This is a genomic window from Mycobacterium kubicae (genome assembly GCF_015689175.1).
Lineage (GTDB): Bacteria > Actinomycetota > Actinomycetes > Mycobacteriales > Mycobacteriaceae > Mycobacterium > Mycobacterium kubicae.
In genome coordinates this window covers 2,015,566-2,035,412 of the sequence record NZ_CP065047.1, presented here as the reverse complement: position 1 = coordinate 2,035,412, position 19,847 = coordinate 2,015,566, and the positions used below count along the sequence as shown (strand labels likewise).

Sequence of the window (19,847 nt, the reverse complement as noted above, 5' to 3'; positions counted from 1 at the left end):
GTCACGCCCGCTGAAACCCGCGGAATCCAGGAGGCCCCCCAGATGCCCGTTGTCGTCGTCGCCACGCTGACCGTCAAACCCGAATCGGTCGACACCGTCCGCGACATCCTGACCGCCGCAGTGGAAGAGGTACACGGCGAACCCGGCTGCCAGCTGTATGCGCTGCACCAAAGCGGTGAGACGTTCGTGTTCGTCGAGCAGTGGGCCGACGCCGAGGTGCTCCAAGCGCACAGCACCGCCCCGGCCATCACCAAGATGTTCACCGCGGCCGGCGAGCACCTCGCGGGGGCGCCCGACATCAAGATGCTGCAGCCCGTCCCGGCCGGCGACACCGCCAAAGGACAACTTCGGTCCTGATGGTCCGGCCGGCAGAAGGCCCGCTGAAAGGCCGGGTTGCGTTGATCACCGGGGCCGCCCGCGGCCAAGGGCGCGCACACGCGGTCCGGTTGGCCGCCGACGGAGCCGACGTGATCGCGGTCGACCTGTGCGAGCAGATCGCCAGCGTGCCCTACCCGTTGGCCAGCAGCGAGGACTTGGCGGCCACCGTCAAATTGGTCGAGGACACCGGCGCCCGAATCGTTGCGCGCCAGGGTGACGTCCGGGATGCCGCCTCGTTGTCGTCGGCGCTGCAGGCGGGGCTCGACGAGTTCGGCCGGCTCGACATCGTGGTGGCTAATGCGGGCATCGCCCCCATGGCCGCCGGCGCGGACGGCTGGCGTGATGTCATCGACGTCAACCTCACCGGTGTGCACAACACCGTGGAGGTCGCGAAACCCGTTTTGATCGAACAGGGCAGCGGCGGATCGATCGTGTTGATCAGTTCGGCCGCGGGTCTGGCCGGCATCGGCAGTGCCGACGCCGGCTCCATCGGATACACCGCGGCCAAGCACGGGCTGGTCGGGTTGATGCGGGTATACGCCAATCTGCTTGCAAGGCATAACATTCGGGTCAACTCCCTGCACCCCTCGGGGGTGGACACACCGATGATCAACAACGAGTTCACCCGCCAGTGGCTCGCTGACCTCGTCGCCGAGTCCGGTTCGCCGCCAGACATGGGCAATGCTCTGCCGGTGCAGATCCTCCAGCCCGAGGACGTCGCCAACGCGGTAGCGTGGTTGGCGTCCGACCAGGCCCGCTACATCACCGGTGTCACCTTGCCCGTCGACGCGGGCTTCATAGTTAAGAAGTAATTCATGGCACGAAATCCTGTGGCGCAGACCGCTTTCGGACCGATGGTATTAGCGGCCGTCGAACAGAACGAGCCGCCGCAACGGCGCCTGGTGGACGACGACCTCGCCGAATTGTTTTTGCCGGCCCCGCTGCGCTGGCTGGTCACCGCGACGCGTCCGGCGCTAGCCCGGCGTCTGTTCATCGGCGCGTCGGAATGGACCGGTCGAGGGTTATGGGCCAATCTTGCGTGCCGCAAGCGCTTCATCGGCGACAAACTCGCCGAGGCGATCGGCGATGTCGGCGCGGTCGTCATCCTGGGCGCCGGCCTGGACACCCGCCCCTATCTGTTGACGCGACAAGTTCGCATCCCGGTGTTCGAGGTGGATCTGCCGGTCAACATCGCCCGCAAGGCCAAGACGGTGCGCCGAGTGCTGGGCGGGCCGCCGTTGTCGGTTCGGTTGGTGGCGTTGGACTTCGAGCGCGACGACCTGTTGACCGCCCTGGCCGAACACGGCTATCTCCCCGACTACCGGGTCTTCTTCATCTGTGAGGGAGTGACGCAGTATCTGACCGAACATGCGGTGCGGCGCACCTTGGAGGGGCTGCGCCCGGCCGCGCCGGGCAGTCGCATGGTGTTCACCTACGTTCGGCGCGACTTCATCGACGGGTCGAATCGATATGGCACCCGCACGCTGTATCGCTCGGTGCGTCAGCGACGGCAACTGTGGCACTTCGGTTTACTGCCCGAAGAGGTCGAGGCGTTCATCGGCGAGTACGGGTGGCGGCTGGTGGAGCAGGCCGGACCCGACGAACTGGTGCAGCGCTATGTCGAGCCCACCGGCCGCAAACTCAAGGCCTCGCAGATCGAGTGGTCGGCGTACGCGGAGAAGATCTAGACCTCGATGACCGTGGGCACGATCATCGGCTGACGACGGTAGGTTTCGCCGACCCATTTGCCGACCGTGCGGCGCACGCCCTGAGCGATGCGGATGGGATCGGTGACATTGGCGGCCACCAACTGTTCCAGCTCCGCCTCCACCCTGCGCAACGCGGGCTCCAGCGCCTTGGGGTCTTCGGAGAAGCCCCGAGAGTGCAAGTGCGGGGCGGTAACTGGGCGCCCGGTGCCACGCTTGACCACCACGGTGATCGCGACGAACCCCGACGCCAGTATCAGCCGCTCGCCCAGCGTGATGTCACCGACGTCGCCGGTGATCAGACCGTCGACGAACATCTTGCCGACCGGCACCGCCCCGGCGATCGACGCCTTGCCGGCGACCATGTCGATGCTGACGCCGTTCTCGGCCAACAAGATCGACTCGGCGGGCACCCCGGCGCTGGCGGCCAGTTTCGCGTTGGCCCGCAGCATGCGCCAGGTCCCGTGCACCGGCATGACCTGCCGCGGCCGCACACCGTTGTAGAGGAACAACAGCTCACCGGCGTACGCGTGCCCGGAAACGTGAACGCGCGCTTGGGCATTGGTGACCACTCGGGCGCCGATCTTGGCCAGTGAATCGATGACGCCCAAAACCGCTTCTTCGTTACCGGGAATCAGCGATGAGGACAACACGATCAAGTCGCCGGACGTCAACGTGATGCTGCGGTGCTCGCCGCGCGACATGCGTGACAGCGCCGACATCGGCTCACCCTGGGTGCCGGTGGTGATCAGCACGATCTGATCGGGCGCCATCATCTCGGCGGCCGCGATGTCGACCACGTCGGAATCGGCCACCCGCAAAAAGCCCAGTTCCCGTGCGATACCCATGTTGCGCACCATCGAGCGCCCGACGAACGAGACCCGTCGGCCCAACGCCACTGCGGCGTCGATGATCTGCTGGACCCGGTCGACGTTGGAGGCGAAGCAGGCCACGATGACTCGCCCGTCGGCGCCGCGGATCAACCGGTGCAGCGTCGGGCCCACTTCACTTTCCGACGGTCCGACACCGGGGACCTCGGAATTGGTCGAATCACACAGGAACAGGTCGACACCGGCGTCACCGAGGCGCGACATGCCGGGCAAGTCGGTGGGCCGTTTGTCGAGCGGCAACTGGTCCAGCTTGATGTCACCGGTGTGCAACACCGTGCCCGCCCCGGTGTGCACGGCGATGGCCAGCGCATCGGGAATGGAGTGGTTGACGGCGAAGTATTGGCATTCGAAGACGCCGTGGGTGCTGCGCTGTCCTTCGGCCACCTCCACGAACACCGGTTTGATCCGGTGTTCGCGGCATTTGGCGGCCACCAGCGCCAGCGTGAACTTGGAGCCGACGACGGGAATGTCGGGACGCAGTCGCAGCAGGAACGGGATGGCGCCGATATGGTCTTCGTGCGCGTGGGTGAGCACCAGCGCCTCGATGTCTTCGAGCCGGTCTTCGATATGGCGCAGATCCGGCAGGATCAGGTCGACGGCGGGTTCGTCGTGGGTGGGGAACATGACCCCGCAGTCGATGATCAGCAGCCGGCCCAGGTGTTCGAAAACGGTCATGTTGCGGCCGATTTCGCTGATGCCGCCCAGCGCGGTGACCCGCAACCCGCCCGGGGCCAGCGGACCCGGCGGAGCGAGTTCTTCGTTCACGGTTTGCTCACCGAAGCACCGACGCCGCGCGCATGTCGGCGGCCAACGCCTCGATCTGCTGCGGTGTTGCAGGGACCTGCGGCAATCGGGGGTCACCGACGTCGATGCCCTGCAGCCGCAGGCCGGCCTTGGACAGCGTCACCCCACCGAGGCGACTCATCGCGTTGCACAGCGGCGCGAGCGCGACGTTGATCTTGCGGGCGGTGGGAACGTCGCCAGAGTTGAACGCGGACAACAGTTCCCGCAGCTGGCCGGCGGCCACGTGGGAGATCACGCTGATGAAGCCGGTGGCACCCATCGCCAGCCAGGGCAGGTTGAGCGCGTCGTCACCGGAGTAGTAGGCCAGCCCGGTCTCGGCCATCACCAGCCCCGCGCTGTGCAGGTCGGCTTTGGCGTCCTTGACGCCCACGATGTTCGGGTGGGACGCCAGCGCGCGCAGGGTTTCGGGTTCGATCGGCACCACCGAGCGCGGCGGAATGTCGTAGAGCACCACGGGCAACTCGGTGGCATCGGCGACGGCGGTGAAGTGGGCCAGCAGCCCGCTCTGCGGCGGCCGCGAGTAATACGGGGTGACCACGAGTAGTCCGTGCGCGCCTTCGGCCGCCGAGGCCTTGGCCAGCTTGATGCTGTGCGCGGTGTCATAGGTGCCGGCGCCGGCGATGACCCGGGCCCGGTCGCCGACCGCCTCCAATACCACCCGCAGCAGTTCGAGCTTCTCGTCATCGGTGGTGGTCGGAGACTCACCGGTGGTCCCGGATACCACCAGACCGTCACACCCCTGATCCACCAGATGGTTGGCCAGGCGTGCCGCCGCGGCGGTGTCCAGGGCGCCTTCCGGACCGAATGGCGTCGCCATCGCGGTCAGCAGGGTCCCCAGGCGCGCGGGAGCGTCGAATCCGACGGTGCTCACGGTTGTCCAGGTTACCTGGCGTCGGCAAGCTCTTGAGCAGGCGCGGCTGTGTCTTGGCTGAGCTTGGCGTCAGGCTTCGGTAGCCAGCGGGCTCGTGGCGACCTCGGTGCCGTCGGCCAGTGTGGAGACCTCGAAGTCGGCGAACACCGCGGGCGCGACCGCGACGAGTTGGCGCAGGCATTCGATGGCCAGTCGCCGGATCTCCACGTCGGCGTGCTCGCTGGCCCGCATGGCGATGAAGTGCCGCCAGGCGCGGTAGTTGCCGGTGACGACGATGCGGGTTTCGGTGGCGTTGGGCAGCACCGCGCGGGCGGCTTGCCGCGCTTGCTTGCGGCGCAGCACCGCGTTGGGTTGGTCAGCGAACTTGGCTTCCAGCTTGGCCAGCAGGTCGATGTAGGTGGCGCGGCTGGCGTCGGCGGCATCGGTCAGGATCTGTTGAAGTTCGGGGTCATCCTCCATGCCGGGTGGCACCACGACTCGCGAATCGGTTTCGGGCACATAGCGCTGGGAGAGCTGCGAGTAGGAGAAGTGCCGGTGGCGGATCAGCTCATGGGTGCAACTGCGGGAGATGCCGGTGACGTAGAACGACACGCTGGCGTGCTCGAGCACCGAGAAGTGCCCGACGTCGATGATGTGCTTGATGTAGCCGGCGTTGGTGGCGGTTCGCGGGTTGGGCTTGGACCAACTCTGATAGCAGGCGCGCCCGGCGAACTCGGTCAGGGCCGAGCCCCCGTCGGCGTCGGTGCTCCACGGCACGTCGGGGGGTGCCAAGAAGTCGGTCTTGGCGATCAGTTGCACGCGCAGCGGCGCGGTCTCGGCCACGGCGGTTAACCCTAGCGGGGCGCTCGGATCCGGTGCGAACCTGCGCCGGCGGCCACCACACCGCCCGCAGTGCCTGTTGCAACGCCGACCTGCCCCGACACCAGCAGCGGCAACAGCGTGTCGCGGACGGCGGCCAGCCGGATCTTCTCGGCGCGCCGTGCCTGACACAGGGCGCCCAGGTCGGTGATCAGCTGCGACTGGTCGCGGCTGAGCGCCCGAACGTCCGCGACGGCGATCTCGAGCAGGTCGCGCGGCTGGATCCGCTGGTGGCTGCCCGATGTCCCGGCCACCAGTTGCCGCACGCTGTCCACGACGTCGCGCTGGCGCAGCGCCGCCCACAGCGCCGACGTGTCAATGCCCGTCGGCCGCAGGACGACGAACTCGGTGCTGGCCAGCGCCATCTGCGCCGGGAGGCTGACCACATTCCAGATGCGCGGGACGTGGGGGTTGAGCTTGGCGAAGAGCACACAGGGCTGGGACAGGATGTATTTACCGCTTTTCACCGATGCCGCGGCGACCGGCTGCGGTTGGGCGCCGTCGTCGAACGCCGGCAGGCTGAAGTGGGCGACGACGGGGTCGAATGCGGCCGGCGTGCGCACCGCGGTCGACCGCGTCGCCAGCGTCGACAGCGCGACGCGTTGACCGGCGGCGACCACGGTCGCCACGGTGGCGACCATCACCGCTTCTGCCGACTCGATGACACGGTGGTTGACGGCGATTTTGTCGTCGAGCGCACCGAGCACCTCGGCGATCGCCCCACGCAGCCCGCGGGGCACCGTGCGCACCGTAACCTCGCGCAAGGTGCGCTGGTTGAGCAGCGGCTGGCCGGACCCGCAGCGGTGCTCGTTGAGCCGGCAGGTCTGCAATGCGTAGTACCAATACCGCGTCTGTGCCGGGTCTTCAGCCCGGCAGACGAACGCGTTGTCGGTGACCCACACATCCGATGCGCTGTAGCGCACGCTGCCGCAATACGACCCGACGCGTCCCAGCACGATCAGCGGCCCACTGGCGTTGCAGTCCGGCGCATAGCCAATGACCCCATTGGCGCCATAGACGGCGAAACGACCAGTCGCCGCACGCGCCGGGGCGCTGCTTCCCGTGCGAAAGTCGAGGCACTCCCCTAGCGTCACCTCCATCGCACCCGCTCCAGCTGCTGTCGTACCACCTTGTCGCACTGCGCGGAGTCGTCGAGTGCGGTGAGCAGATCCGCGCTCAACCGCGCAAGTTTGGCGTCCAGGGATTCGTACTCGTCGTCAGCCGCCGGAACACCGACGTATCGCGCCGGCGTCAGGGCGTAACCACACGTTCGGATCTCTTCGAGACTGACCGATCGACAGAATCCCGGAACATCTTCGTACTCAACGTCTTCGGGCGAGCGCGACCAGGCGCGGTAGGCGCCCGCGATCCGCGCGATCTCCGCGCTGGCCAGCACTCGTTCGGCCCGGGCGACCAGGTGACCCAGCTGCCGCGCGTCGATGAACAGCACCTGGCCGCGCCGCTCACCTTTGTCCATGGCGAACAACCACAGGCACACCGGGATTGCGGTGCTGCGAAACAACTGCGCCGGCAGGGCGACCACACCGAACACGAGATCGGCATCGACAATACGGGCCCGAATGTGCCCTTCGCCGTTGGCTTTTGACGTCAGTGATCCGTTGGTCATGACCACGCCGGCGGTTCCGCCCGGTGCCAGCTTGGACACGATGTGTTGAATCCAGGCGAAGTTGGCGTTGCCAGACGGCGGGATGCCGAAACGCCACCGCGGGTCCTGTTCGTCGCGGGCCCAATCCTTGATGTTGAACGGCGGGTTGGCCAGCACGTAGTCCATCTGGGTGCCGGCGTGCAGGTCGGTGACGAAGGTGTCGCCCCGTCGAATGCCGGTGTCGTCGATGCCGTGAACGGTCAAGTTCATCTTGGCCATCCGCCAGGTCTCCTCGACGCTCTCCTGCCCGTAGATCGTCACATTCCCGGCGGCGCCGGGACGAAGTTGAACGAACATCCCGCCCGAACCGCAGCACGGGTCGTACACCCGCCCACTGGACGGTTCCAGGATTTCCACCAGCAACCGCACCACGCTGGGCGGAGTGAAGAATTCACCGCCCCGCTTCCCTTCTGCGCGTGCGAAATTGGCGAGGAAGTACTCGTATACTTCGCCGATCAGGTCTCGCGGGCAGGCGCCGTCGCGCCCCCTGAAGTCCGCGCCGCCGAGCAGACCGACCACCTCGGCCAGCCGACGCTGATCGACGCGGTGATACAGCTGCGGCAACACGCCTGCCAACGTGGGATTGGCGGCCATCAGGGATCCCATTGCCGCGTCGAGGCGCCGACCGACATCCGGCGCCTCGGCGTTGTCTGCCAACGACTTCCATACCGCAGCGGCGGGGACGACGAACGAATTGTGCTCGACGCCGGAGACGTATCTGAGGAAGACCAACCCGAGGATGACGTCTTTGTACTGTGCGGCCGGCAGCGAACCGCGCAGCTTGTTCGCGGCCTTCCACAGGGTGTCTTTCAGTTCGGCAGCCATCAGCTGACTCGCCTTGCGGCACTGCCTAATTCGGCAGCGAGATCGCCGCGCTGCGACACCGTGATCCCGCCCAGGCCCAGCCAGGAGGCCATGGACTCCAGTTCACCGACCAGCGCGGCGGCCACCTGGCCTCGGTGCACGTCGGGTTCGGCGAAGGCGCCGACGACCTGCAGCGTGTCGGCGGCACGGTCGGCTTTCAGGTCGACACGGGCGACCAGTTGACCGTCCAGCAGCAGCGGCCACACGTAGTAGCCGTACTGCCGCTTGGCCGCCGGGGTGTAGATCTCGATGCGATAGTGAAAGCCGAACAGCCGCTCGACTCGGGGCCGGAAGAAGATCAACGGGTCGAACGGGCACAACAATGCGGTGCCGCGGTCCGCGCGTGGCACGCTCTGACCGCTGCGCAGATAGGCCGGCGCTGACCAGCCCTCGACATCGACCTTCTCGATCTCACCAGCCGCGACCAGGTCGGCGATGGCCGGCTTGACCTGCTGCGCGGACAAGCGGAAGTAGTCGCGGATATCCGCCTCGGTGCCGACCCCCAACCCGCCGGCCGCGCGCAACGTCAGTTCGCGGATCGCCTCTTCGTCGTCGACCTGACGGGCCAGCACGTCGGCGGGCAGCACTCGCTCGACCAGGTCGTAGTGGCGGGCGAAGCCGACGCGGGTCGCGGTGGTCAGCACTCCGGATGCGAACAGCGCTTCACACACCCATTTGGTGTCGCTGCGGTTCCACCATGCCCTTTTGATGCCCCCAGCGCCCTGCAGTGGCTCGGCGGCCAGATGTGCTTCGATCTGTCCGGCCGTGCTGGGGCCCAGCTCACCGACCGCGGCGACGACATCCTCGACGAGTTGGGGGTTGGCTTTGACGATGTGGGTGCCCCACCGGCCATGGCGATACTGGCGCATCCGCCAGCGCAGCAGCGGCCAGTCGTCGACGGCCACCAGCGCGGCTTCGTGCGCCCAATACTCGGCCAGCAGCCGCACCGGCCGCGGACCCCAGGCCGCAAGGTCGAGCACGTCACGGTCGTACGGTCCCAGCCGGCTGAACACCGGGGCGTAGTGCGCACGCACCGCGACCGAGACCGAATCCAGTTGCAGGACTTGAATGCGGGATATCAGGCGGCGCAGGTGCGCGCGAGTGATTTTGCCGCTGCGCCGCGGCTCGGTAAACCCTTGTGCCGCAACGGCTATCCTTCGGGCCTGAGCACCGGTGAGCCTGCCGCTAGGGTTCGACACGGCGCTGAGAATACCGGTCTTCGCGGCTAGCCCGTGCTGACTTTGTCGTCTGCGTGTTCGGCGCCGTTCGCCTCCGGGGAATTCTTGCCCTCCTGGTATGCCGCCTCCAGGGCGGCCGGCACCGCCGCGAGATCGCGGTTCACACCCATCAGTTGCTCCAGGATCCTGATGCGTTGCTGACTGGCCTCGTTCACCGCGCGACGCGCCTGCTCGCGCTCCCGATCAGCACGCTGCCTGGCGTCGGTCAGCAACTGTTCGCGCTCGCGCTGGGCGTCCTGCCATGCCTTGTCGATCGCCGCTCGGGCCTCGGCGCGCATCTCGCTCAATTCGGCGTCGAGCCGTTCCCTGGTTTCCTCGCACTCGGCGTCCAGCGATTTGCGTTGCGCCGCCATCTCGGCCAATAGATCTTCGTGCTTTCGCCGCTCGGCCTCGGCCTCGGCTTCGGCCGCCGCGATCAGCGCCTCGGCTTCGGCCCGCGCCTCGGCCTGCATCTGGGAAACCTCGTCGACCGCACTGCGCAGCATCTTGGCCATCCGCTGTTGCACCGCATGCGGCGACGGTGAGGTCTCGGTGAGAAGGGCTACCTCCTTGCGCAGCGCGGCCACTTCGTCGCCGGAGTTCCTCAGCCGGGCCCGTAGGTTCTCCACGTCGTCGCGCAGCAGCTGCTGCCTGGTGGTCAACGCCTCGATCTGGGCATCAACCGCGGCCGGATCGTAGCCCCAGAACTTGCGCGAAAACACTTTTGCGGGTTCGGTTACCACTCCCGATTCCCCCTTTCCTCGAACACCTGGTCAACCCGATGAGGGCCCAAGTTTTTGGTCAAGCCATGCCATTGGTCAGGACATGACCGGTTACGGCCGAGAGTAGCTGTGGAACCGGTAGCGCAGGCCACCGCTGCTGACCAGCCACTCCCCCGTTTCGCCCACCCACGCCTCGTCGAGCAAGGGGGCTAGCGCGTCATCATCGTCGCGCGGCAGATCGATGTCCACCTCGGTGACCTCACATCGGGTGGCCAGCGGCAGTGCCAGCGCATAAATCTCGCTACCGCCGATCACCCACGTGTCGTCATCGGTCAGGGCCTGCTCGAGGGAGCCCACCACCTGCGCTCCGTCCGCCGTGAAACCCCCCTGGCGGGACAGGACGACGTTGCGGCGTCCCGGCAGCGGTCGCACCCGAGCGGGCAGAGAGTCCCACGTGCGGCGGCCCATCACCACGGTGTGACCCATAGTGACCTGTTTAAACCGGGCGAGGTCCTCGGGTAACCGCCACGGGATGTCCCCGCCGCGCCCGATGACGCCGGACGTCGACTGAGCCCACACCAAGCCCAGTTCGGCTGCATGGGTCATACAGCGACGGGGGCTTTGATCGCCGGATGCGGGTCGTAGTTCTCGACTTTGATGTCGTCGTAGGTGTAGTCGAAGATCGAATCGCGCTCAGCCAGAACCAGTTTGGGGTAAGGCCGGGGTTGGCGGCCCAGCTGCTCGGTGACCTGCTCGACGTGGTTGTCATAGATGTGGCAGTCGCCGCCGGTCCAGACGAACTCCCCGACCGACAGGCCGGCCTGGGCGGCCATCATGTGAGTGAGCAGCGCGTAGCTGGCGATATTGAACGGCACCCCGAGAAACAGGTCGGCGCTGCGCTGATACAGCTGGCAGCTCAGCCGCCCGTCGGCGACGTAGAACTGGAAGAAGGCGTGGCATGGCGGCAACGCCATGCGCGGGATGTCGCTGACGTTCCACGCCGAGACAATGATGCGCCGCGAATCGGGGTCGGTGCGCAGCAATTCCAGCGCCGCGCTGATCTGGTCGATGTGCTCGCCCGACGGGGTCGGCCAGGAGCGCCACTGCACTCCGTAGATGGGGCCCAGATCGCCGGTCTCGCTTGCCCATTCGTCCCAGATCGTGACGCCGTGCTCCTGTAACCAGCCGACATTGGACTCGCCGCGCAGGAACCACAGCAACTCGTAAGCCACCGACTTGAAGTGCACCTTCTTGGTGGTGAGCAACGGGAAACCGGCCGACAGGTCGTAGCGGATCTGCTGGCCGAACAGACTGCGGGTGCCGGTGCCGGTGCGGTCGGATTTCGCCGTCCCCGTTTCGAGCACTGTGCGGAGCAGATCCTCGTAGGGTGTGGCGATCGGCACGCGGTCAGCTTAGCGGCGATCGCAAGCGCGGCGAAGCCGGGCGCGGCGGGTCGCCGCCCGAATCTCCCGCGGCGATCGCAAGCGCGGCGAAGCCGGGCGCGGCGGGTCGCCGCCGATGGCCAACCGTCTCGCCCGCAGGAGTAGAACGGGTGCCATGCCGAACATCAAAGACTCCGTCACTACACCGGACGGGACCTGCCCCGTCCAGCTCTTCACCCCCGAAGGACAGGGCCCGTGGCCGGGCGTGATCATGTTTCCCGACGCGGGCGGCGTGCGCGAGACCTTCGACCACATGGCGGCCAAGCTGGCCAGATCCGGCTACGCGGTGCTGCTGCCCGACGTCTACTACCGCGAGGGCGACTGGGCCCCGTTCGATATGGCGACGGCGTTCGGTGACGCCAAGGAACGGGCACGGATCATGTTCCTGATCGGCACCCTGACCCCGGATCGCATCACCCGTGACGCCGGGGCACTTTTCGACTACCTGGTCGCTCGCCCAGAAGTGACTGGGGATCGTTTCGGTGTGTGCGGCTACTGCATGGGCGGGCGAATTTCGGTGCTGCTGGCCGGCCGCCTTCCCGACCGGGTCGCGGCGGCGGCGTCCTTCCACGGCGGCGGACTGGTCACCGACGGTCCCGACAGCCCTCACCTGTTGGCCGACCGGATGAACGCCTTCGTGTACGTCGGTGGCGCGCGCAACGACGCCTCGTTCACCGCGGACCACGCCGAACAGTTGGAGAAGGCGCTGACCGCGGCCGACGTGGCGCACCGCATCGAGTGGTATGAGGCCGGCCACGGATTCGCGGTCCCCGACAACCCGCCCTACAGCGCCTCGGCCGCCGAGCGGCATTGGGAGGCGATGACCGAGGTCTTCGGTGCGGCACTATCGGGTTGAGACCCGCAATCACTCCCGTCCGCCGTGTGGTGAGAAATGCACTTCTCCTCAGGAGAAGTTGCAACCCGGGTCCGATGCGCTGTCAGATGTGGGCGCGCCGGCCGGGTCGACGTAGGTGACTTCTAGAACCAGCGGCACCGTGCCCTCATTGCGCCCGATGTGAACGTGGTCGGCACCGGTCGGGTCGGTGACTGGAGCTCCGACGCCATAAACGCCGTCCTGACGGCAGTCCGCGCCGTAGTGAGTCAGCTCGCCGGCCTTGACGATGCCGTAGATTTCGCCCTGGTGCGTGTGCCACCCGGTACTACCATTCGGCGCGATCGTAATCTGGCTGACGATGTAGTCCTTCCCATTCACGGTTTGTTTCGACAACACCACCGCGCTGACTCCGATGGGCGGCGTCGCGTTGGCCGGAGCCGCGGCCATTGTCGCGATGACAAACGCCAGCCCGGCAGCGAATGACAGCGCTGCACCAGGGGTGAACCTGGCAGTTCTTGTGTGCACGAGCTTCCTTTCGCAATTGTGAGCACGTCCGCTGTGAACAGTGTTGCTATGAACTCGGTTCGAGCGAAAGCGGCGCGGCCCCCACCTCACCCTCGCGAGCAGACGCAGAATCGCGTCAATGAGCCGCGTGTCGTGCGATTCTGCGTCTGCTCGCGGTTAGGTGGGCGGCAGGTCGACCAGGTCGGCTAACCGGGCGCGATGCTGATAAGCGGTGCCGAGGGCCAACTGGTCGCTCTTGGCCCGCTTCAGATACAGGTGTGCTGGATACTCCCAGGTCATCCCGATGCCGCCGTGCAGTTGCACGCACTCCTGGGCGGCGTGCACCGCCACACCGCTGCAGTACGCCTGGGCCAGCGCAGCGGCGACGGCAGCGTCTTGATCACCGCGGGCGCACGTGTCCGCGGCATACCGGGCCGCGGCCGTCGCGGAATTGACCTCCAGCCACAGATCGGCCAACCGGTGCTTGATCGCCTGATACGACCCGATGGCACGCCCGAACTGCTTACGCTGCTTGACGTAATCCAATGTGGTGGCAAAACACCACTGCGCCAGGCCGAGCTGCTCGCTGGCCAGCAGAGCCGCCGCCGTCTGCAACGCCTCCCCGATCGCCGCCTCCGCCGACCCAGTACCGACCCGCGACGACGCGGCGCCCGAGAACCGCACGTCGGCCAGCGGCCGGGTCATGTCGAACGCCAACCGAGGTGACACCTCCACCCCCGCGGCGTCAAGCGAAACGGTATGCAGCTCAACACCCTTCGCACCGGCAACCGGTATGACCAACACGTCGGCTTCGGCGGCACCCGCGACGCTGGCGACCATTCCGGTCAGACCATCGGCAGTACTGGTCACCCCGGCGACCGCGTCGCCCGGTGCGCTGAACCACGACACCACCAGCGCCGCGGTGGTCGCGCCCTCGGCCAGCAACGACACCGTCCCGGTATCACCAGCCAGCAACAGAGCAGTCGTGGCGAGCACCGCACTGGACAGGAACGGCACCGGGGCAACGGCCTGGCCTATCTCCTCCATCACCACGGCGGCTTCGCGGGCACTTGCGCCGGCTCCGCCCAGGGTTTCCGGCACCAACAGGCCGGCAACCCCAAGGTCGGCGGCCAGCGTGCGCCACAACCCGGAAAAGTCATGGGGCGCATCGTCATAGGCTGTAGCTACGGTCTCGGGCGCGCAGCGCTCGGCGAACAACTGGCGCACACTGTCGCGCAACGCCTCCTCGGTGTCGGAGTACAGCAGATCACCGGTGCTCATCGTGGGATGTCCTTCCACGCCACGTCCTTATCGACCCGATGTTCGCCGGGCAATCCGAGCACTCGTTCGGAGATGGTGTTGCGCAGGATCTCCGAGGTGCCACCTTCGATCGAGTTGCCGCGGGCGCGCAGATAGCGGTAGCCGGGGCCGCGGCCGGTCAGATCGACGGTTTCGGGTCGGCGCAGGGTCCAGTCGTCGTAGTGCAACCCGGCTTGGGGGTCCAACTCCAGTTCGAAACCCGAAATCTCCTGCGCAAGACGAGCAAATGCGATCTTCATGCCCGCGCCCTCGGGTCCGGGCTGACCGCTGGCGGCTTGCTGACGCAGCCGCTCGCCGCTGAGCCGCAACACCTCGGCTTCGACCCACAGCCGCATCAACTCGTCGTGCATGGCCGGATTGCGCAGCGTCGGGTCCGCGCGCCAGGCCGCGGTGAGCTTGCCGATGTGATTGCCCTCGCGCGGGGTGCCGGAGCGCGAACCGATGGCGACGCGCTCGTTGTTCAGCGTGGTGGTGGCCACCCGCCAGCCCCCACCTTCGGGGCCGAGCCGGTTGGTGTCGGGTATCCGGACGTCGGTGAGGAACACCTCGTTGAATTCGGCCTCTCCGGTGATCTGGCGCAGCGGGCGAATGTCGATGCCGGGTTGCCTCATGTCACACAGAAAGTACGTCAGGCCAACGTGTTTGGGCACAGTTGGATCGGTGCGCGCGACGAGGATGGCCATCTGCGCGTGCTGGGCCATCGAGGTCCAGACCTTCTGCCCGTTGACAACCCACTCGTCGCCGTCGCGCACCGCGCGCGTCGCCGCGGCGGCCAGATCCGACCCCGCGCCCGGCTCGCTGAACAGCTGGCAGTACAGGTGTTCACCGGTGAACAACGGCCGCAGGAACTTTCGCTTCTGTTCGTCGGTGCCGAACGCCGCGATCGTGGGTGCGGCCATGCCGATGCCGATGATGTTGCGCCCACCACCGGCCGGCGGTGCACCGGCGGCGGCGAGCTGGGCGTCGACTTGGGCCTGATAGGTGTGCGGCAGGCCGAGCCCGCCGAGACCGGGCGGAAAGTGCACCCAGGCCAGTCCGGCGTCGAACCGGGCACCGAGGAAGTCCTGGGCGTCCGTCTTCGCCGGGTCATGCTCGCCGAGCAGGGTGCGCACCCGCTCGGTCAGGTCCGCTTCGGTGCTCACCGGCTCTGGAACCCTTGCGCGGCGCCCAGCACCGTGCCGCCGTCGATGACCATGGTCTCGCCGGTGATCCAGCTCGCCGCATCGGACACCAGGAAGACGACCGCGTCGGCGACGTCGACCGGCTCACCGATCCGCCCCAGGGCGATCGACTGGGCCAGCGGGTCCTCGTGGTCCTTCCACAGCGCCTCGGCGAGCTTGGTTCGCACCACGCCGGGGCAGATCGCGTTGACGCGGATGCGTGGCGAAAGTTCCAGCGCCAGTTGTTTGGTGACGTGAATGAGGGCGGCTTTGGTGGCGTTGTACATGCCCATCGCCGGCGACTGGTGCAGCCCGCCGATGGAGGCGGTGTTGACGATGGCGCCGCCGTGCTCACCCATCCACGACTTGACCACGAGCGAGGTCCACAGCAGCGGGGCCCACAGATTGACGTCGAAGATCTTGGTGAAGCGCGCGTGGTCCTGGTCGATCAGCGGCCCGTATGCCGGATTTGTTCCGGCGTTGTTGATCAGGATGTCGATGCTGCCGAACCGGTCCAAGGTGATGTCGACACACCGGCGGGCGGCCTCCTCGTCGACCGCGTGAGCGCCGACCCCCACCGCGCGCTCGCCGACTTGCGCGGCGGCCGCGTCGGCCGACTCCTGCTTGCGGGCGGTCAGCACCACGTTGGCGCCCGCCTCGGCGAGCCGTTGAGCCGTGGCCAATCCGATTCCGCGGGAAGCGCCAGTGATGATGGCGGTGCGGCCGGTCAAATCCAATGAGGTCATTGCGTATGCCTTCTGTTGCACTTGGTTAGAGGGATTTTGCGGGCGACGTTTGACACGTTGTCGATGTGGTACGCGTCACGAATGGTAGCGATATCAAAGTTCATCAAACCACTAGCGGCTGCGGGGGCTCTGGCCACAGCGATCGCCGCGGCACCGATGGCATCAGCCGATGGCGTCGGGACCGGCCCGGCCATGACGGGCCCGGCCGGCACCCACGTCGTGTTCAAGAGCGACCCGCCCGGCCCGGGCGGGGGCGGTTGCGACGAAAACGGCAACTGCGGCTCCGGCGGCCAGAACAACGGCCCTAACGGTGGTCCGGGCGGCCAAGGTTGTATCCCCGGTGTCGGCTGTGGCGACGGAGGCCAGTTCTGGGGTCCCGGTGGTGAGCCGGGTGGCAGCGGATGCCTGCCGGGCGTCGGCTGCGGCGGCGGCCACGCATAACAACCGCTAAGACGACCGGCTGGCGCCCGCCAGCCTGGTGATCCAGGCCCGGGAGTCCGCCGGGTCGATCACGTCGTCAAGCTCGAAAGTGGTGGCCGAGCGCAGCGCTTTGCCGTGCTGATAGGCCGCAGCGACCAATCGGTCGAACAGCGCTTGCCGCTCGGCCTCATCCGTAGCGGCGGCCAGCTCTTTGCTGAAGCCAAGGCGCACAGCGCCTTCCAGCCCCATGCCGCCGATCTCCCCGGTGGGCCAGGCGATCGTGAACTGCGGTGCGCGAAAAGAACCGCCGGCCATGGCCATCGCGCCCAGACCGTAGCCTTTGCGCAGAATGATCATGCCCAGCGGCACCGTCAGCCGTGCACCGAGGATGAACATTCGGCCGAATCGTCGAACCGCCGCGTCTTTCTCGGCGTCGGGCCCGACCATGAACCCCGGTGTGTCGCACAGCGAGATCAGCGGCAACCGGAATGACTCACACAGGGTGAGGAAGTCGCCGACCTTGTCTGCGGCTTCTGCGTCGATGGCCCCACCGAGGTGGTGACTGCTGTTGGCGATCAGCCCGTATGCCACGCCCTCGACCCGCACCAGCGCGGTGACCACGCCGACGCCGTAGTCGGCGCGCAGCTCCAGCATGGACCCGACGTCGACGATCGACTCGATCGCGCGGTGCACGTCGTAGGCGCGTAACCGGTTCTCGGGAACGACATGTCGGGCCAGTCGCGGGTCGGGCGCCTCCCAATCGGTGCTAGGGCCCTGGAAGTAGGACAGATACTGCTTGGCCAGCGCCACCGCGTGCGGCTCGTCGCGCGCGACCAGACTGACGACACCGTTGTGCCGCTGCACGTCGATCGGCCCGATCGCCTCAGGCGGGTAGACACCGAGTCCCCCGCCTTCGATCATGGCCGGGCCACCCATCCCGATGTTCGCATCCGGTGTGGCGATGAGGACGTCACACACCCCGGCTAAAGCAGCGTTGCCGGCGAAGCACCGCCCGGAGACGATGGCGACCAGAGGGACCCGTCCGCTCAGGCCCGCCAACATCCGAAACGTCGGCACGTCGAGTCCGGCCATGCCACCCACATCGGTGTCGCCGGGCCGGCCGCCGCCGCCTTCGGCGAACAATACGACCGGCACCCGTTTGCGAGCCGCGAGGTCGAATACCCGATCGGTCTTGGCGTGGTTACGCATGCCCTGCGTGCCGGCGAGCACGGTGTAGTCATAGGACACCACCACGGCCTCGGCCGCGGTCGAGCCGAACCGATCCGCGCCGATCGTGGCCAGACCGGCCACCAAGCCGTCGGCGGGCGTGTTGGCGATCAGGTCCTCTTCGGAGCGCCTGCTGCGCTGCGCGGCGATCGCCAGCGCGCCGTACTCGACGAAGCTGCCCGCGTCGACCAGGTCGGCGATGTTCTCCCGTGCGGTGCGACGACCTTGGTTGTGCCGCTTGGCAACCGCGGCTTGGCGGCCCTCGTCGAGCGTCAAGCGATGCCGCTCCCGCACCTCGTCCAGATCGGCGCGGGACCGGTCGAGATCCAACGCGGACGTGGCGGATGTCCCGTCGCCACCGGCGTCGGTGCGGGTGAAGGCGACCAAGGGTTCCCCGGTCCCCACCACCTGCCCGGGCACCACCAGATTGCGCACGGTCTGCAACGCGCTCGGGGCGATCAGCACGTGCTGCATCTTCATCGCCTCGAGCACCACCACTTGCTCTCCGGCCGCGAGTTCGGTTCGCTCTGGGACGATTTCGACGACGGTGCCGGCCAGTTGGGTACGCAGGGCTTCCTCGCCGGGGTACAACTCGACCGGGCCGGCTTGCGGCTCGTGCCGATGCGAGAATGCCGCGGCCGCCAATTCGGGAAGCTTCTCGTCGAGGAAGGTCGTGGTGACCGAACCCGATTCGATCTCCCCGCTTCCCAGCAACTCTCGCAAGAAAGTCAGGTTGGTGCCGATGCCCTCGATGCTGAACTCGGCGAGCGCGGTGCGCGCCTTGCGGACCGCTGCGGGGAACGAGGACCCGTGGACGTGTGTGACGACCTTGGCCAATAGTGAGTCGTAGCGGGGGCTAATCGCCAGGCCGGCCCGGCCGTAGGTATCGACGCGTACGCCGGGACCGCTCGGCGGCGTGAACGCGGTCAGCGTCCCGGTCGTCGGCAGGACCGAGCCGTCGGCGGCAATGCTCTCGGCGTTGACCCGCGTCTGGATGGCGATGCCGCGGCGCCCAGCGGGTTCGCCGATGATCTCCGAACCGTCCGAAGCGATTCCGGCCGGTAATCGCAGCTCGTAATAGGACGCGCCACCGGCGATGGCTAGTTGGACGGCCACCAGATCGACGCCGGTGACCTCCTCGGTGACGGTGTGTTCGACCTGGATGCGCGGATTGATCTCGAGGAAGACGAATCTTTGTTCGGTGACCAGGAATTCGACGGTGGCCAGTCCGCGCAGTCCGACCCGGGCGCACAGCCGGGCCGCGGCCTGGTGCAGATTGCGGCGCATGGCCTCTGAGAGGTCTTGCGCCGGAGCGATTTCGATGAGCTTCTGGTAGCGGCGCTGAATGCTGCAGTCGCGGTCACCGAGCGCCAGCGCCCGCGTGTGGTGTCCCACCGGAGCGGCGACGATCTGCACCTCGATGTGCCGCGCGCCGGCCAGGGACTCCTCGGCGAACACCGCCGAATCACCGAAACCCAGTTGCGCCTCGGCCGCACATTGGCGGAAGGCGTCGTCGATCTGATCGGCGCGCTCGACTCGTCGCATGCCCCGGCCACCGCCACCGGCGAGCGCCTTGAGCATGATTGCGCCGTCGCGCGCGGCGAAGAACGAATGAACGTCCGCCACGGTGCTCGGCCCTTCGGTCGCGGCCAGCACCGGCACACCGGCCGCGACGGCCGCGCCGCGCGCCGACGACTTGTTGCCCACGAGCTCGAGCACGGCGGTGTCCGGGCCGACGAACGTTAGTCCGGCGGCCGCGCAGGCGCGGGCGAATTCGGCGTTCTCGCTGAGGAATCCGTACCCGGGATGGATCAGGTCGGCGCCGGCCTGCTTAGCGGCGGCCAACAGCGCGGCATGGTCGAGATAGGTGGGGACGCCGATCGCTTCGTCGGCCGCGTGCACATGCGGGCTGTCGGCGTCGTCCTCGGCGTAGACGGCGACGGTCGGCATGCCCAGTTCAGTTGCGGTCCGGACTATTCGGAGCGCGATCTCACCGCGGTTCGCGATCAGCAGGGTCATACCGGAAACCGCCGCATAGCGGCTAGGTTACGGCCTGCCCGAGCCGCGGCCCGACACCTCCCCGTCACACCCCACTTGTTTGGGCATCACCGTGGGCTGGAACCCGTATCTCGGGCGCGCGTAGGCGCTGGCGCCCTTGCCCGCCGCGGCGATAACCGACGCGGCCTCGCCAGCGCGGCGCCCACCCGCGGTTACCGG

The 19,847-nt window shown here is 67.4% G+C and carries 19 protein-coding genes and 1 pseudogene; 5 read left to right on the top strand and 15 right to left on the bottom strand.

The genetic code is table 11. The features are described from left to right. Window positions 1-42 precede the first annotated feature (42 nt). The 3 genes from I2456_RS09695 to I2456_RS09685 are packed head-to-tail and all read left to right on the top strand — an operon-like array spanning window position 43 to window position 2,066. The gene (locus tag I2456_RS09695; protein ID WP_085073222.1) at window positions 43-357 is read left to right on the top strand and encodes a putative quinol monooxygenase; all 315 of its coding nucleotides are present in this window, start codon (window positions 43-45) and stop codon (window positions 355-357) included. After that, on the top strand, window positions 357-1,190 hold the full coding sequence (locus I2456_RS09690; protein ID WP_068025344.1) for a mycofactocin-coupled SDR family oxidoreductase: 834 nt from the start codon (window positions 357-359) through the stop codon (window positions 1,188-1,190). The genes I2456_RS09695 and I2456_RS09690 overlap by 1 nt, the downstream gene beginning before the upstream one ends. A gap of 3 nt (window positions 1,191-1,193) precedes the next feature. Continuing rightward, a complete protein-coding gene (locus I2456_RS09685; RefSeq protein WP_068025341.1) occupies window positions 1,194-2,066 on the top strand; it encodes an SAM-dependent methyltransferase in 873 nt (290 codons plus the stop codon). Here the strand turns inward: I2456_RS09685 and I2456_RS09680 are convergent. The 9 genes from I2456_RS09680 to I2456_RS09640 all read right to left on the bottom strand — a co-directional run bounded on the left by I2456_RS09680 (window position 2,063) and on the right by I2456_RS09640 (window position 11,379). After that, a complete protein-coding gene (locus tag I2456_RS09680) occupies window positions 2,063-3,739 on the bottom strand; it encodes a ribonuclease J (protein WP_085073223.1) in 1,677 nt (558 codons plus the stop codon). The two genes, I2456_RS09685 and I2456_RS09680, sit on opposite strands and share 4 nt — an antisense overlap. 7 nt (window positions 3,740-3,746) lie before the next feature. Next, complete coding sequence (gene dapA / locus I2456_RS09675) at window positions 3,747-4,649, bottom strand: 4-hydroxy-tetrahydrodipicolinate synthase (RefSeq protein ID WP_085073224.1); 903 nt, start codon at window positions 4,647-4,649, stop codon at window positions 3,747-3,749. A 69-nt stretch (window positions 4,650-4,718) separates the two neighbouring features. Then, complete coding sequence (gene thyX / locus I2456_RS09670) at window positions 4,719-5,471, bottom strand: FAD-dependent thymidylate synthase (protein WP_085073225.1); 753 nt, start codon at window positions 5,469-5,471, stop codon at window positions 4,719-4,721. 11 nt (window positions 5,472-5,482) lie between these two features. Beyond that, window positions 5,483-6,607, bottom strand: a complete 1,125-nt coding sequence (locus I2456_RS09665) for a restriction endonuclease subunit S (RefSeq protein WP_085073226.1) — start codon at window positions 6,605-6,607, stop codon at window positions 5,483-5,485. After that, on the bottom strand, window positions 6,598-7,998 hold the full coding sequence (locus tag I2456_RS09660) for a type I restriction-modification system subunit M (protein ID WP_085073227.1): 1,401 nt from the start codon (window positions 7,996-7,998) through the stop codon (window positions 6,598-6,600). The genes I2456_RS09665 and I2456_RS09660 overlap by 10 nt, the downstream gene beginning before the upstream one ends. Further along, window positions 7,998-9,236 carry a winged helix-turn-helix domain-containing protein gene (locus I2456_RS09655; RefSeq protein WP_085073228.1) on the bottom strand — a complete coding sequence of 413 codons (1,239 nt, stop codon included), beginning with the start codon at window positions 9,234-9,236 and terminating at the stop codon, window positions 7,998-8,000. The genes I2456_RS09660 and I2456_RS09655 overlap by 1 nt, the downstream gene beginning before the upstream one ends. A 26-nt stretch (window positions 9,237-9,262) precedes the next feature. After that, on the bottom strand, window positions 9,263-9,997 hold the full coding sequence (locus I2456_RS09650; protein ID WP_085073229.1) for a DivIVA domain-containing protein: 735 nt from the start codon (window positions 9,995-9,997) through the stop codon (window positions 9,263-9,265). A 90-nt stretch (window positions 9,998-10,087) separates the two neighbouring features. Further along, the gene (locus I2456_RS09645) at window positions 10,088-10,582 is read right to left on the bottom strand and encodes a dihydrofolate reductase (RefSeq protein WP_085073230.1); all 495 of its coding nucleotides are present in this window, start codon (window positions 10,580-10,582) and stop codon (window positions 10,088-10,090) included. Then, complete coding sequence (locus I2456_RS09640) at window positions 10,579-11,379, bottom strand: thymidylate synthase (RefSeq protein WP_085073231.1); 801 nt, start codon at window positions 11,377-11,379, stop codon at window positions 10,579-10,581. Before I2456_RS09640 ends, I2456_RS09645 begins: the two co-directional genes overlap by 4 nt. A 154-nt stretch (window positions 11,380-11,533) precedes the next feature. On the opposite strand from I2456_RS09640, the gene I2456_RS09635 reads away from it, so the two are divergent. Next, window positions 11,534-12,274 carry an alpha/beta fold hydrolase gene (locus I2456_RS09635; protein ID WP_085074513.1) on the top strand — a complete coding sequence of 247 codons (741 nt, stop codon included), beginning with the start codon at window positions 11,534-11,536 and terminating at the stop codon, window positions 12,272-12,274. Between the two features lie 48 nt (window positions 12,275-12,322). Here the strand turns inward: I2456_RS09635 and I2456_RS09630 are convergent, their stop codons facing one another. The 4 genes from I2456_RS09630 to I2456_RS09615 all read right to left on the bottom strand — a co-directional run bounded on the left by I2456_RS09630 (window position 12,323) and on the right by I2456_RS09615 (window position 15,983). Next, complete coding sequence (locus I2456_RS09630) at window positions 12,323-12,700, bottom strand: cupin domain-containing protein (protein ID WP_085074512.1); 378 nt, start codon at window positions 12,698-12,700, stop codon at window positions 12,323-12,325. A gap of 234 nt (window positions 12,701-12,934) precedes the next feature. Continuing rightward, window positions 12,935-14,038, bottom strand: coding sequence for an acyl-CoA dehydrogenase family protein (locus I2456_RS09625; protein WP_085074511.1), 1,104 nt, complete (start codon window positions 14,036-14,038; stop codon window positions 12,935-12,937). Beyond that, a complete protein-coding gene (locus I2456_RS09620) occupies window positions 14,035-15,219 on the bottom strand; it encodes an acyl-CoA dehydrogenase family protein (protein ID WP_085074510.1) in 1,185 nt (394 codons plus the stop codon). The genes I2456_RS09625 and I2456_RS09620 overlap by 4 nt, the downstream gene beginning before the upstream one ends. Continuing rightward, entirely contained in the window at window positions 15,216-15,983 is a 768-nt protein-coding gene (locus I2456_RS09615) for an SDR family oxidoreductase (protein ID WP_085074523.1), read from the bottom strand. The genes I2456_RS09620 and I2456_RS09615 overlap by 4 nt, the downstream gene beginning before the upstream one ends. Window positions 15,984-16,085: 102 nt before the next feature. On the opposite strand from I2456_RS09615, the gene I2456_RS09610 reads away from it, so the two are divergent. Next, window positions 16,086-16,424: a PE-PGRS family protein gene (locus tag I2456_RS09610; RefSeq protein WP_085074522.1), complete on the top strand. Its 339-nt coding sequence runs from the start codon at window positions 16,086-16,088 to the stop codon at window positions 16,422-16,424. Between the two features lie 6 nt (window positions 16,425-16,430). On the opposite strand, the gene I2456_RS09605 is transcribed toward I2456_RS09610, so the two are convergent. Together I2456_RS09605 and I2456_RS29110 are read right to left on the bottom strand one after the other, a co-directional pair. Continuing rightward, entirely contained in the window at window positions 16,431-19,649 is a 3,219-nt protein-coding gene (locus I2456_RS09605) for an acetyl-CoA carboxylase family protein (protein ID WP_085074509.1), read from the bottom strand. Window positions 19,650-19,676: 27 nt separating this feature from the next. After that, window positions 19,677-19,799 (bottom strand): annotated as a pseudogene (locus tag I2456_RS29110) (hypothetical protein); the annotation flags it as partial. Window positions 19,800-19,847: the final 48 nt, after the last annotated feature.

What these genes read in the sequence shown, in the direction of transcription:
- I2456_RS09665 (WP_085073226.1), bottom strand. Translation starts at nt 6,607, where the DNA reads ATGGAGGTGACGCTAGGGGAGTGCCTCGACTTTCGCACGGGAAGCAGC.
- I2456_RS09615 (WP_085074523.1), bottom strand. Translation starts at nt 15,983, where the DNA reads ATGACCTCATTGGATTTGACCGGCCGCACCGCCATCATCACTGGCGCT.
- I2456_RS09605 (WP_085074509.1), bottom strand. Translation starts at nt 19,649, where the DNA reads ATGACCCTGCTGATCGCGAACCGCGGTGAGATCGCGCTCCGAATAGTC.
- I2456_RS09690 (WP_068025344.1), top strand. Translation starts at nt 357, where the DNA reads ATGGTCCGGCCGGCAGAAGGCCCGCTGAAAGGCCGGGTTGCGTTGATC.
- I2456_RS09630 (WP_085074512.1), bottom strand. Translation starts at nt 12,700, where the DNA reads ATGGCCGCGGCTCCGGCCAACGCGACGCCGCCCATCGGAGTCAGCGCG.
- I2456_RS09695 (WP_085073222.1), top strand. Translation starts at nt 43, where the DNA reads ATGCCCGTTGTCGTCGTCGCCACGCTGACCGTCAAACCCGAATCGGTC.
- I2456_RS09660 (WP_085073227.1), bottom strand. Translation starts at nt 7,998, where the DNA reads ATGGCTGCCGAACTGAAAGACACCCTGTGGAAGGCCGCGAACAAGCTG.
- I2456_RS09645 (WP_085073230.1), bottom strand. Translation starts at nt 10,582, where the DNA reads ATGACCCATGCAGCCGAACTGGGCTTGGTGTGGGCTCAGTCGACGTCC.
- I2456_RS09625 (WP_085074511.1), bottom strand. Translation starts at nt 14,038, where the DNA reads ATGAGCACCGGTGATCTGCTGTACTCCGACACCGAGGAGGCGTTGCGC.
- I2456_RS09635 (WP_085074513.1), top strand. Translation starts at nt 11,534, where the DNA reads ATGCCGAACATCAAAGACTCCGTCACTACACCGGACGGGACCTGCCCC.
- I2456_RS09685 (WP_068025341.1), top strand. Translation starts at nt 1,194, where the DNA reads ATGGCACGAAATCCTGTGGCGCAGACCGCTTTCGGACCGATGGTATTA.